We start from the raw sequence: 11,706 nt of genomic DNA, 5'->3' as shown, positions 1-11,706 counted from the left end.
GCCCACGAGCGCAGCTCGTGGGCGGCGGCCGAACAGGCGGGCCGGAGAGGCCGTCAGACCTTCCGAGGCCATCAGACCTTCAGAGCCTTGCCGGTCTCGTCGAGGATGTGCATCGCCGACAGCGGACCGCCGAAGAGCCAGGTGCCCGGGTCGAGCGGCAGCGCCTTGTCCTTCTTGACGAAGTCCAGGCCCTTCCACACCGCATTGTCCGCGAGGTCACCGGTGAACGGGTTGTCGTCGTCGGCGGCGACGTACAGGAAGGTCGTGTCCTTCTCGATCTTGGTCAGGCCCTCGACGCCGACCGTGGTCATGCCCCACGCGTCGGACTTGCCCTTCCAGCCGTTCTTCAGCCCGGCGAGATTGAGCACCTCGGGAGCGATGGCGTCGTCGGTGAGCATCCGGATCGAGGCGGCGCCATTGGCGGTGAAGCCCTGCGCGAGCGCGTACTTCAGACCGCCCTTGCCTGCCTTGTCCAACCGGCCCTTGAGGTCGGCGGCCTTGGTGTCGATCTGCTTGTTCACCTCGGCGGCCTTGTCCTCCTTGCCGACCGCCTTCGCCAGCTCGGTGAAGTTCTTCTTCATCGTCTGGAGCTGGGGCTTGGTGGTGTACGTGAACGACAGCACCGGGGCGATCGCCTGGAGCGGCTTGAGGTTGGTTTTCGACCGGTCGTTGTCGATCACGATGAGGTCCGGCTGCAGAGCCTTGATCTTCTCCAGGCTCGGCTCGTTGCGGTCACCCACCTCGGTGACCTTGTCCGACAGGCCCGCGCCCTTCGCGGTGATCCAGGTGCCGTAGCCCTTGTTGTCGGCGTTGCCGGTCGGGGTGACGCCGAGAGCGACCAGCTCCTCGGCGTACGTCCACTCCAGCGTCACCACCTTCGTCGCGGGCTTGTCCAGGGTGACCTTGCCCTGTGCGGTGTCGACGGTGATCTTGCCGCTCGCCGCCTTGTCTCCGCCCGACTTCTTCTCCGTCGTGTCACCGACCGTCCCGGACCCACAGCCGACAGCGGTCAGCAGGAGTGCCACAGCGGTACCGCCCGTCGCAAGGGCGCGCAGCATTCTTTGCATGGTGAATCTCTCCTTGTGTACTGGTGATGCGGGCGAACCGTTGTGGGGGGTAAGCCGTAGGTTCAGGAGGCGGCGGGGGCCCCGGGCCGCTGAGGGAAGCATGCGAGGTATCCGGTCTCCGGATCACGGACGACATTGACGCGGAGGCCGAAGGCGCGTTCGATGACGGCAGGGTTGAGTACGTCGTCCGGGGTGCCGGAAGCCGCGATCCCGCCGTCGGCGACCACCACGACGTCGTCGGCGTAGGCCGCCGCCTGCATCAAGTCGTGCAGCACCACGCCGCAGGCGATGGCATGCTCACGGGCCAGCCGCCGTACGACGTCGAGCACCTCGAACTGATGGCGCATGTCGAGGTACGTGGTGGGCTCGTCCAGCAGGAGCACGCCCGCCCGTTGCGCCAGCACCATGGCCAGCCAGGCGCGTTGGCGTTCACCACCCGACAGCTCATCGAGCCGGCGGTCGACCAGGGGGGCCGCGTCGGTGACCTCAAGTGCCCAGTCGATCGCCTCCGTGTCCTCGGTCGTGTGCCGGGCGAGGGCGCCGCGATGGGCATACCGTCCATGCCGTACGAGCTCACGCACCGTGACCCCGGCCGGCGCCTGCGACGACTGGGGAAGGAACGCCAGGCGCTGGGACAGGGCGCGGCGCCCGAGCGACCGAAGCGGCTCGTCATCGATGCGTACCTCACCACCGATCGGCGGCAGAAGACCTGCCACCGTGCGCAAGAGAGTTGATTTTCCACAGCCGTTGGGGCCGACGAGGACGGTGATCTCACCGGCCCGCAGTGACAGGTCCACCTGCTTCAGTACCGGGCGGCCCGCGTGCCCGACGTCCAGATCCTTCGCCACCAGACGGACATCGCTTTCGGACACCCCGTACCCCTCCTGTCGCCGAACTGACGGCGTCACCATACAACTTAGGTAAGGCACGCCTAATAGATCGACTTCGATACGTGCGACTTGTGGCCATGTCGAGACCTGACGCACTCCCATGCGCCCCCCACATGCCCCCAACTCCCCTTGCGGGCAGGCATGGCAAGGGACCGGCACGCTTAATCGGGCCACCTTCCGCTTACCTGAGGGGGGTCCCGCGATGAGCGCCACCGCCTTCTCTACGGCTGAACCGACCACCGCGGAGCTCCACCTGCCGGCAGACGGCCCTCTTGCAGCGCAAGCCGTGTGCGCGCCACGAGGCTCCCTGGCCGCCCTGCATGGCCAGCACGATTGAGGCAGATTCGGAGTCCGGCTGCTGGTTGTGACCGGTGGCCGCGATCGGGAGGGTCCATCCGGCTACGGCCGAGTCTGCTGTCAGGGGGGGGCAGATCTTGTGCACAGTGTGGCGTTCGAGTTGATGATGGGCGAGATCCGCAAGGTTCCCAGGCCGGTCGCGTCGAGCCTTGCAGGTGCCGCTGCACACGATGTCCCACCCGAGTCAGTCACCAGGAAACCCTGGTCGACGAGCAAGGTTTGGCCCGTAGGGACTGGGAGAGGGCGCGTGCTCGGAGGACGTTGTCGATGCGGTCACAAGTACACGCCGGAGAACACACGCCTGGACTCTCAAGGGTCCCGGCAGCGTCCGGACCTGCCGTCGCGAGAGGGCTGAGGTCAGCTAGGTTCACCCCGGCGATGTGACCTTTTGTGACTGATGAGAGGGTCGGGCGGGTGAGTGAGACACCGATGCACACCCTGCAATACCGCTTTGACGGGCCAGAAGACGCCCCGGTCCTGATCCTTGGTGCCTCACTGGGTACCACGCTTATGTCCAGTTCGAGACCCTAGGGTGCGAGGGGGTCCACGGGGTTGGTGACTCGCCGGTGACACGAAGAGGCTTGTGAGAGCAGCGGCGAGTGCGTGACAGGGAGCCTCGTGAGAGCCCGGTGATAGGAGAAGTTCCACCGGTTCGGGCCGGTGGGGCTCGGTGATGGGCCAGTGCAGATCGTCCGCTCGTACAAGGTGGCCAAAGACTCTGCCGTCAAAGCTCGCACCTGGGCCACCAACCAGCTGAAGGCGGTCTTGGTCACCACCGCTCCGGCGCTGCCGGAGGGACTGGCCGGATTGAACCGCCGGCCGCTGATCCGCGCCTGCGCGGCGTTGAGCGAAATAGCCGAGGACAACGATTCTATTCAGCAGGCTACGCGGCTCACTCCGTGCGTGCTGGCCCAGCGTATCGGGCAATTGCCTGTTCAGATCTGGGAAGTCGAGCGGCGCCTGGCCCAGCTCGTTGAGACGCACTTTCCGCAATTACTCGCCGCAGTGGGCAGCGGGCCGGACACTGCAGCCACCTTACTGGTCATCATGGGAGACAACATCGAACGGATGCGCAGTGGGGCTGCCTTTGCCGCTCTGTGCGGGGCGAGTCCCATCGCGTATCACTCGGGGCTCCAGCGGCGACAGGCGCGTCTCCCGTTGTCAGTACGGTTCCGCTCATGAGCGGATCATGCTGGTACTGCCCCACGGCCACGGGATGCACCGTTGCAGGGCAGGCCAGGGGAAGTTGGCCGGCCCGTTCGCAGCCGACCATGTGCTACCGCGTACTTGGCGCCCAGTGCCCGGCTGAACATGCCGGGAACCGGGCACTGCTCGCGGCGGCTCTGAATTACCCCAGCCTTCGCGCGAGTTCTCTGCCGGCGACGCGTCCGGAGAAGACGCATCCGCCGAGGAAGCCGCCTTCCAGGGCGTTGTAGCCGTGCAGGCCGCCGCCTCCGAAGCCGGCGGCTTCGCCGGCTGCGTACAGGCCGCGGAAGACCGTTCCGTCCGGGCGTATGGCTTCGGCGTCGAGGGTGGTCTGCAGGCCGCCCATTGTCTTGCGGGTGAGCGGGTGGAGGCGGATGGCGGTCAGTGGTGCGTGGCGGGGGTCGAGCAGACGGTGGGGGCGGGCGATGCGCATGACGCGTTCGGGCAAGTAGGCACGCGCGTCGTGTACGGACTTCAGCTGGGCGTCTTTGCTGTAGTCGTTGATGACCTGGCGGTCCCGGGCCAGGACTTCCCGCTCCACGCGCTCGTACTCCAGCGGGGCCTGAGGGGTGAGGTTGTTCATGGCCTGCACCAGTGCGGGCAGTCGGTCACGGGTGACGAGGTCCTCGCCGTGTTCGAGGAAGGCGCGGATCGGGGCCAGCGAGCTCTTGTGCAGCCGCAGCAGCATCAGCAGCGGGTTCTTTCCGGTCAGGTCGGGGTTCTGCTCGGAGCCCGACAGTTCGAACTCCTTGTCCAGCATCGAGTGGGTCATGATGACCCACGAGTGCGCGTACCCGGTCAGGTTGGTGTGCCGCAGTGTCTGCAGGTTGGCGTGGCCGGGGAACAGGGGAGGGGGCAGGCGTCGTCCGATGGCGTCCAGCCACAGCGGCGAGGGGCCGGACAGCTGTCGTACTCCGTGGTTGGGCCAGATGGGTGCCCAGTTCTTCATGCCCTCGGAGTAGTTCCACATGCGGTCGAGGTTGACCACCGAGGCGCCGGCGCGTTCGGCGATCGGCAGCATGCGCCCGTCGACGTGGGCGGGTACGCCGGTGAGCATCGACGCCGGTGCCGGGCCGAGGCGGTCGGTCGGCCAGTGGGCGCGCACCATCTGCAGGTTGCCGCCCATGCCGCCGGACGTGATGAGCACGGTCTGTGCGCGAATCTCGAACTCCCCGGCCTTCTCGCGGGAGGAGGGGCGGCCGCGCGGTTCCTGGGAGGGGACCAGGACGGTGCCCCGGACGCCGATGGCGCTCCCGTCCTCGACGAGGATGTCGTCGACTTGGTGCCGGTATTTGAATGTGACCAGCCCGCGTGCGGCCGCGGCGAGTACCGGATCACGGAAGACCCGTACGATGTCGGGCCCGCTGCCCCAGGTGTAGTGGAAGCGTGGCAGGGAGTTGCCGTGCCCGGTGGCGGTGCCCACGCCCCGCTCGGCCCAGCCGACGATGGGGGTGAAGCGCAGCCCGAGCCGGTGCAGGTAGCTGCGCTCTTCCCCGGCGGCGAAGGAGACGTAGGACTCGGCCCACCGGCGGGCCCACCGATCCTCCTGATCGCGGTCGAACTGGGCGGAGGCCAGCCAATCGGCCAGCGCCTGTTCTTGGGAGTCCTTGATGCACAGCCGGCGTTGTTCGGGGGTGTCGACGAGGAAGAAGCCGCCTTCGGCCCAGTACGCCTGGCCACCGAGGTTGGCCTCGTTCTCCTGCTCGACGATAGTCACCCGCCGCCCGACGCGGGACAGTTCGTACGTGGCGACCAGCCCGGCCAGGCCCGCTCCTACGATGACGACATCGGCTTGGTCATTCATCTTCGTCACTCCCGTCCTCCGCACCGGCACGCGCCCTGGCCAGGAATGGGCGGACGGCACTGACGAGTTCGCCAGCTTTTTCCTGCGGCATCATGTGTCCGCTCCAGTGCACCAGCTTGAGTTCGCTGCGCCGCAACCGTCGGCGGGCGTTGAACGCCTGCCAGAAGGGCACGTTCCGGTCCTGGACGCCCCAGGCCACCAGCGTCGGCATCGTCAGCTCGGGCAGCATGGGCAGGAGGAGGTTCTTCTGTCCCAGGAGTCCGGCGGCGGTGCGCTGTGAGCGCAAGGTGGTGACGAGGGCGCCGGGCGTGGAGACCGCCCTGGTCTGGCTCCGCCACCAGGCTGGGGAGATGCGCCAGGGGCGGCAGGACCCCATGACCGCGGTCGCGGCCACCATCAGGCCCGGGACGAACGGTATGACCGGGGCCAGCCGCGCCATCACGTCGCTCAGGGGAGTGGCGGCCTGCACCACGTAGGTGGGATTGACGGCGCGGCCCATGCCGGAGGAACTGATCAGTATCAGAGCCGGCACCTGGCCCGGATGCCGCAGGGCCATGTGGACGGCCATGGCGCCGCCCAGCGACTGCCCCATGATGGCGGGGCGGTGTGCCCCTACCGTGTGGGCGAACTTCCACGCGAACGCGGCCAGCGTCTGTGGACTGGCGTCGGAGATGGCTTCCGTGTAGCCGTACCCGGGCAGGTCCACGGCGATGACGCGGCGGGAGTCGGAGAGGAGTCCGAGAACGTCGTACCAGCCATCGGAGACACCGCCCTCGCCGTGCAACAGCAGAAGGGGCTCTCCGGCCCCTGCCTCCAGGTAGCGCGTGGATGTCCCTTCCACATTGACCCAGTGTTCTTTTACTGCCCGTTCTCGTTCGGTGCTGGGTGCGCTCATCGCGTCTCCCATTTCTCGATTACGTGTGCTTTGCGCAGCTCACGTCTCTGGTCGGCGCTGTTGTGGAAACGTGGAATGCGATCCGCGTGGCCGAGCCGGAGATCAGTAGGGAATTCTTGTACAGAGACCGTAACTGCGAACCGGGTAGTGTTGGCAGGCTCGCGCGCGTAGCGCGGAGGTGTACGCGGAGTGCGTTGTGCGCGCCTGCGTGCAGCGGCATATGCGGGAGCGTGCATTGCTCCGAGTGCAACAAAAGAAGGCGTTCCTCACTCCGTCTCATGTGGAGAACAGACTGAGGGGACTGAAAGTGCACGTCATTGGAGGGATGAGAGGGTGAAGCCCGTGCACCGGATCCCAGGGGGTTGGCCACTCGGATCCGCGGGCGAGCGGTGGCGGCCGCTCGGCGAGACCGCCCGTACCCCTGTTCACCAGGCCAGTACGTGCGCGCGAGGGGAGGGTGAGTCCGTGCGGGGCTGTTCCGTGGTGTGCGTCTTGATTTCCACGTGAAATGAACCAATGATGTTGTTGTAGTTGACCCGTGGTGACGGGCACTGCTAAAAATAGGCGGCTATTTCCGGGTGGTCATGACGGCGCGACTGTCACCGGTTCGCTCGATGAGTAAGGGATTGGGAACCGAGCAGGGTGCGAATGCTCGCTGGTGTGGGCGTCGGGTTGATCCGGTGAGGCAGTCGGCGGGCGGAACTCGGCAGAAAGGGAAAAGGAGTGGGCCGGCCGTGCGCTTCATTCACACCGGGGAACACCTCGAAGTGCCCGAGAGGTCGCCGGAATTCCGTTACTGCTCGAACATGTGCCCGGTTGCCGGTAAGGGACTTCAGAGCGGGCCGTAACCGACGCACCCCTGGCGGTGCTCATGGCTGCCGGTACGCGGTGAGAGCCGTACTGCACCGTGCCCATCATTTGAGCGCCACACACAGGGCCGGGCGGCTGTATCCGCCTGGAGTAAATGCCTGCCGTTGTCTGGTCCTGTGCGGCCAAGGCAGGGGCGCGGCCCGCGCTCCCCGGACGTCTTCGGACCGACCACGGCAAGGGACTTCCTCCTACAGCGTGAAGGAGACACGAGGCTATGCCCACGCGAACACGTACGAGTCGGGAAGCAAACGAACGGCTGCGCGCCGTCATGGACGAGGCAGGCTGCTCCAATACCGGATTGGCCCGGCGCGTCAACACCTGCGGCGCCGAGCACGCTCTGGACCTGCACTACGACAAGACGTCGGTGGCCCGCTGGCTGCGGGGCCAGCAACCGCGTGGGCGCGTGCCCGCTGTCATCGCCGAGGCGCTGGAACGCAAGTTAGGCCGGACGGTGACGCTCGATGAGATCGGGATGGCCACGGACACCAGCATGCCGACGGTCGTAGGGCTGCGCTTCGAACCGGCGTGGCCCGACGCACTGCGCCAGGTCTGCACGTTATGGCGCCATGACGCCGCGGACACCGCGTTGTTGGCCCGGCAGAAGCTGGCGGCCTCCGTGCTTGTCCAGCCCAGCCGTGACTGGCTGATCGCCGACCCGGACCCGGCCGTCGCCCACCAGGGAACGACCATGGCCGGACGGTCCGATACCACAGCGGTGCGCGCGACGGCCGCCGCGCTGGCTGGTCTCGATCACCGTTATGGCAGTCACCACGTGCGTCCCATCGTCGTCTCGTACCTGAACGGCATCGTCTCCAGGCTCCTGACGGGCTCCTACGGCGAGACGAACGGGCGTCTCCTGCTGGGCGCGACGGCACGGCTGGCGGAGCTCGCCGGCTACATGGCGGGCGACACCGGCCGGCCCGGGCTCGCCCAGCGCCACTACATACAGGCGTTGCGGCTCGCTCACGCAGCTGACGACCGCGCATTCGGCGCCTACGTCCTGGCGTCCGGGATGAGCCAGGTGGCGCTCGCCCTCGGCAACCCGGCCGAAGCCATACAGCTGACCCGGGTGGCGAGGGAGGGGGCCCGCGAACGATGTCCCTCCGCTGTGGCGGCGATCTCGTTCGCCACCGAGGCACGCGGTCACGCCATGCTGGGCGATGCCGGTGCCAGCGAGAGGGCCGCGGGGCGGGCCCTTGAGGCGCTGGAACGTTCGGGCGCACCAAGCGATGCGGAACAGATCGTCGCGGTGGACCTCTCCTGTGTGGCCGAGGAACTGGCCCGCAGTTGCCTGGACTTGGACCGCCATACCACTGCCGCCAAGTGGGCAGAAGAGGCCGTACGGGACTGCCCGCCGGGCCGGACGCGTCGCCGCACACTGCGCCTGTTGCTGCTGGCGGCGGTTCAACTGCAGCTCGGAGAGCTCGACGAGAGCTGTGACACGGCCCTGCAGGCCCTCGAAGAGTCCGACGGACTTCGCTCCACGCACTGCGATGCCGCTCTGGAAGCGTTCCGTGGTCACCTGAAGCAACTGGGACACGACGAGCGGGCCAGGAGCCTTCAGAGGCCGCACGAGCGAAACGTACCTCCTCCCGGGCAGCCGCCCCTTGCGACTGCCGGCCCTCGTTCGGCGTAGCCCGGTCCCGGGCCCCGAAGTGAGCAGCAGACGTGCGCAGCGCAGCCTTCGCATTCTTCCGCAGCTCCGCGCCGCGGTATGAGCAATTGCGATCCGTCCGGCCCGCCCATGCCGTCCTGGCGGCGGTGCGGGACGGAAGCCTGCTTACACGCCGTCGACGTCGCAGAAAGCGGCGGCAGCGACGGCGTGCGGCAGACGGCGGGCCGGCTTTTGCCGCACGCCCGGAAGACCCTGCGTGAAACCGGTCAGGGGACCCACCGAGCCCGGTCGGGCCGGTTGGTTTCCAACCGCTTGAGCGCCGGGGGTACATCGTCCTTGCCGGTGTACGCCTGGATCAGCACGAGGCGGTCGGGAGTCGCCACGGCTCGGGCCAGCGCATGGTCCAGGGCCGCTGGCGTGCGGGCGCTGAGGATGAGCGGGCGAGGCACGCCGAGGGCGGTGGGTATTCTGCTCCACCGCCACCGCGCGATGTCGTTGTAGATGGCCCTGCGGCCGTGTGTGGCCCGTTCGATCGTGTAGCCGTCGTTGTTGACCAAGACGATGATCGGCGTGAGCCGGTGGCGCCCGATGGTGCCCAGCTCCTGGATGGTGGGCTGGGCCGCGCCGTCGCCGATGACCAGCAGGCCGCGCCGGGACGGGTCGCCGAGCTGGGCCCCGAGGAGCGCGGGCAGGCCGTAGCCGATGGAGGCCCAGATCGGTTGTCCGATGAACCGTGCTCCCCGGGGGAAACGGCGATCGACGATGCCGAACAGTGGGGTGCCGTCGTCGGAGAGCACCGTGTGCCCCGGCCGTACCGTGGCTCCCACTGCCTGCCACAGGCGGCGCTGGGACAGCGGACGGATCGCCGGACACAGGGTCCGGCACCATGCGGCAGCCTTCTCCACGGCGGCCCCGGCTGACCGTTTGGCGGCCGTCTCACCCCACCGGGTCGGCGTCGGCCGTCCGGCCCTGTGCCTCGGCGGCCGGCCTGCGGGACGCTCCTGGACCAGCTCGGTCAGCACGGTCAGCGCCGCGGCCAGCGGCACGTCCGGGAAGGTGGTGTCGTCCACCTTCGCCGTCGTGATGCCCAGGTCGATGCCGCGCTCGGGGTTGAACCCGTGGGTGAACTTGCCGGTGGTCAGGTCGGTCAGCCGCACACCGGCGCGGATCAGCAGGTCGGCGCCGTCGATGGCGGCACGTACCGGTGCCTGGCTGCTGGCTCCCGCGTACAGGCCGAGGAAGGCGGAGGCGCTTTCGTCGACGACGGTCTTGCCCGATGCCAGGACCGCGTACGGGAAGGAGCTCGCCGTCAGCAGGGCGGCCAGTTCGTCGCGAGCGTGGAAGCGGTCCACGAGGAAGTCGGCCAGGACGGCGACGGTGCCGGCGGTGGCCAGCCGGGCCCGGGCCGCGGTGCGGAAAGCCTCCAGGCTGGTCTGGTCGGCCTGTCGCGGATCTTCAGTCACTGGCGGCCGGTGCGGCGGAGCCGGTGCCAGGGCGACATCGCGCGGCACTCGCAGATATCCGGGCCGGCTCTCGCGTACGCAGGTGGCCAGGACGCGGTCGATCTCGGTGAGGGCGTTGTCCGGCCGCAGGACGGCATCGGCGCACACCACTTGCCGGTGCGCCCGGGCGAACCGGTCGAAGTCCCCGTCCAGCATGGTGTGGTGCACCGGGCTCCCGGCCCGCTCAGTCTCCTGGGTGGGTCCGACGGCGATGTGCAGCAGGGGGACGTGTTCGGCATAGGCGCCGGCGACACCGTTGATGGCGCTCAGCTCTCCGACCCCGAAGGTGGTCAGGAGCGCGCCGAAGCCGCGGGTGCGCCCGTAGGCGTCGGCGGCATAGGCGGCGCCGAGTTCGCCGGCCGTCCCGACCCACCTCACGTCCGGGTGGGCGATGACCCGGTCGAGTACCGCGAGGTTGTAGTCGCCGGGCACACCGAACAGGTGCCGCACTCCTAGCGCGTTGAGGCGGTTGAGCAGGTAGTCCATGACCGTGGTCGTCGTACTGGACGGGCTGGATGCCATGAGTGCCTTCCTTCTGAGGCCGCCGTGCGTCACACCGGAACGGGCCGGGTTCGGCGGCTCGGGTAGGAGAGTCCCCGCTGGTGCAAGGGACGGCGCCGGTCAGCCGGGTACGGCTGATGCCGACTCGAGGGCGGACCGCGTGCCCGGGGGCCGGAGCGGACCGGCCCGCTATACCGGCCGCCATGAACGTTCGGGCGGGCGGCAGTTCGATACCGACCCACCCGGTTGGCCTTGCCGCGAAGGTAGACGCATGTCGGGTGGCGTCGGCAGGCGTGTGGGGTGGCACCGGTGGTGCGGGCACCGCGGGTAGTGCGCGCCTGCTCGCCGGACGGCCTCGGAGGAGGTGCGATCCGGGGGTACCCCAGCAGATATGGCCGGAGTCTTGTCTCACCTGGTGTCCGTCCTGCGGCGAATACCAGCAGTTGAGAGGGGCCCCAACGGAATTGACGCAGGATCCGCCGAGGGCGCGAGGAGGACTTGGCCGTGCCACATGAGACGCTTTGTCCCATTGTGGATTTCGTGTCACGTGCCATGATTCACGGTTATGGGTGGGACTCTTTCGCAGCGTTTGGTGCCCAATGGGTTATGGAAGCTGGCGGTGCCACTGATTCCCGGGTTTCCCCCGCGGCGGCAGGGGGGCGGTACGGTTCCGCTCGATGACCGCGAGGTGTTCGCGGCCATCGTTTTCGTTCTGACCAGTGGGTGTGCCTGGCGCCGCCTGCCGTCATCGTTCGCGGTCTCGCCTGCCACGGCCCACCGCCGTTTCATCACTTGGACGCGGGCGGGGCTGTGGGTGCGGCTGCGCCGGGCAGTGCTGAAGGACTCCGCCCTCGGAGGCGAGCGGGAGTGGGCCGTGGAAATTCTTGACGCCGCGGTGTCCCGAGAGCGCCACACGCTCTGCGGCGGTTCTCGCCACGCGGCGGCGCGGTAGGCCCGAGGGCGGTCGGATGATCCGCCGATCCGGTGTAGGGGCCTCAT

Annotated in this window: 8 protein-coding genes; 3 read left to right on the top strand and 5 right to left on the bottom strand. The window is 68.2% G+C overall.

Going from position 1 to position 11,706, the window contains the following annotated elements; all coding sequences use genetic code 11:
* Positions 1 to 71 precede the first annotated feature (71 nt).
* Together ACWDVB_RS06195 and ACWDVB_RS06190 are read right to left on the bottom strand one after the other, a co-directional pair.
* A complete protein-coding gene (locus ACWDVB_RS06195) occupies positions 72 to 1,067 on the bottom strand; it encodes an ABC transporter substrate-binding protein (RefSeq protein ID WP_451514060.1) in 996 nt (331 codons plus the stop codon).
* 62 nt (positions 1,068 to 1,129) lie between these two features.
* Positions 1,130 to 1,939 (bottom strand): ABC transporter ATP-binding protein, encoded by an 810-nt coding sequence (locus ACWDVB_RS06190; protein ID WP_451611943.1) that lies wholly within the window; start codon positions 1,937 to 1,939, stop codon positions 1,130 to 1,132.
* 1,056 nt (positions 1,940 to 2,995) lie between these two features.
* Here ACWDVB_RS06190 and ACWDVB_RS06185 point away from each other — a divergent pair.
* Positions 2,996 to 3,496 (top strand): transposase, encoded by a 501-nt coding sequence (locus tag ACWDVB_RS06185; RefSeq protein ID WP_451514061.1) that lies wholly within the window; start codon positions 2,996 to 2,998, stop codon positions 3,494 to 3,496.
* A 166-nt stretch (positions 3,497 to 3,662) separates the two neighbouring features.
* Here ACWDVB_RS06185 and ACWDVB_RS06180 read toward each other — a convergent pair whose 3' ends face one another.
* Complete coding sequence (locus ACWDVB_RS06180) at positions 3,663 to 5,324, bottom strand: FAD-binding dehydrogenase (RefSeq protein ID WP_451514266.1); 1,662 nt, start codon at positions 5,322 to 5,324, stop codon at positions 3,663 to 3,665.
* Positions 5,317 to 6,219, bottom strand: a complete 903-nt coding sequence (locus ACWDVB_RS06175; protein WP_451514062.1) for an alpha/beta fold hydrolase — start codon at positions 6,217 to 6,219, stop codon at positions 5,317 to 5,319. The genes ACWDVB_RS06180 and ACWDVB_RS06175 overlap by 8 nt, the downstream gene beginning before the upstream one ends.
* A gap of 1,138 nt (positions 6,220 to 7,357) precedes the next feature.
* Here ACWDVB_RS06175 and ACWDVB_RS06170 point away from each other — a divergent pair.
* Positions 7,358 to 8,725, top strand: a complete 1,368-nt coding sequence (locus ACWDVB_RS06170; RefSeq protein ID WP_451514063.1) for a transcriptional regulator — start codon at positions 7,358 to 7,360, stop codon at positions 8,723 to 8,725.
* A 245-nt stretch (positions 8,726 to 8,970) separates the two neighbouring features.
* Here ACWDVB_RS06170 and ACWDVB_RS06165 read toward each other — a convergent pair whose 3' ends face one another.
* A complete protein-coding gene (locus tag ACWDVB_RS06165; RefSeq protein ID WP_451514064.1) occupies positions 8,971 to 10,728 on the bottom strand; it encodes an alpha-keto acid decarboxylase family protein in 1,758 nt (585 codons plus the stop codon).
* A 544-nt stretch (positions 10,729 to 11,272) separates the two neighbouring features.
* Here ACWDVB_RS06165 and ACWDVB_RS06160 point away from each other — a divergent pair.
* On the top strand, positions 11,273 to 11,659 hold the full coding sequence (locus ACWDVB_RS06160) for a transposase (RefSeq protein WP_451514065.1): 387 nt from the start codon (positions 11,273 to 11,275) through the stop codon (positions 11,657 to 11,659).
* Positions 11,660 to 11,706: the final 47 nt, after the last annotated feature.

The sequence above is a fragment of the Streptomyces sp. NPDC003379 genome, assembly GCF_053589195.1.
This window is presented reverse-complemented; position numbering and strand designations above follow the sequence as displayed.

What these genes read in the sequence shown, in the direction of transcription:
- ACWDVB_RS06195 (WP_451514060.1), bottom strand. Translation starts at nt 1,067, where the DNA reads ATGCAAAGAATGCTGCGCGCCCTTGCGACGGGCGGTACCGCTGTGGCA.
- ACWDVB_RS06180 (WP_451514266.1), bottom strand. Translation starts at nt 5,324, where the DNA reads ATGAATGACCAAGCCGATGTCGTCATCGTAGGAGCGGGCCTGGCCGGG.
- ACWDVB_RS06175 (WP_451514062.1), bottom strand. Translation starts at nt 6,219, where the DNA reads ATGAGCGCACCCAGCACCGAACGAGAACGGGCAGTAAAAGAACACTGG.
- ACWDVB_RS06170 (WP_451514063.1), top strand. Translation starts at nt 7,358, where the DNA reads ATGGACGAGGCAGGCTGCTCCAATACCGGATTGGCCCGGCGCGTCAAC.
- ACWDVB_RS06165 (WP_451514064.1), bottom strand. Translation starts at nt 10,728, where the DNA reads ATGGCATCCAGCCCGTCCAGTACGACGACCACGGTCATGGACTACCTG.
- ACWDVB_RS06160 (WP_451514065.1), top strand. Translation starts at nt 11,273, where the DNA reads ATGGGTGGGACTCTTTCGCAGCGTTTGGTGCCCAATGGGTTATGGAAG.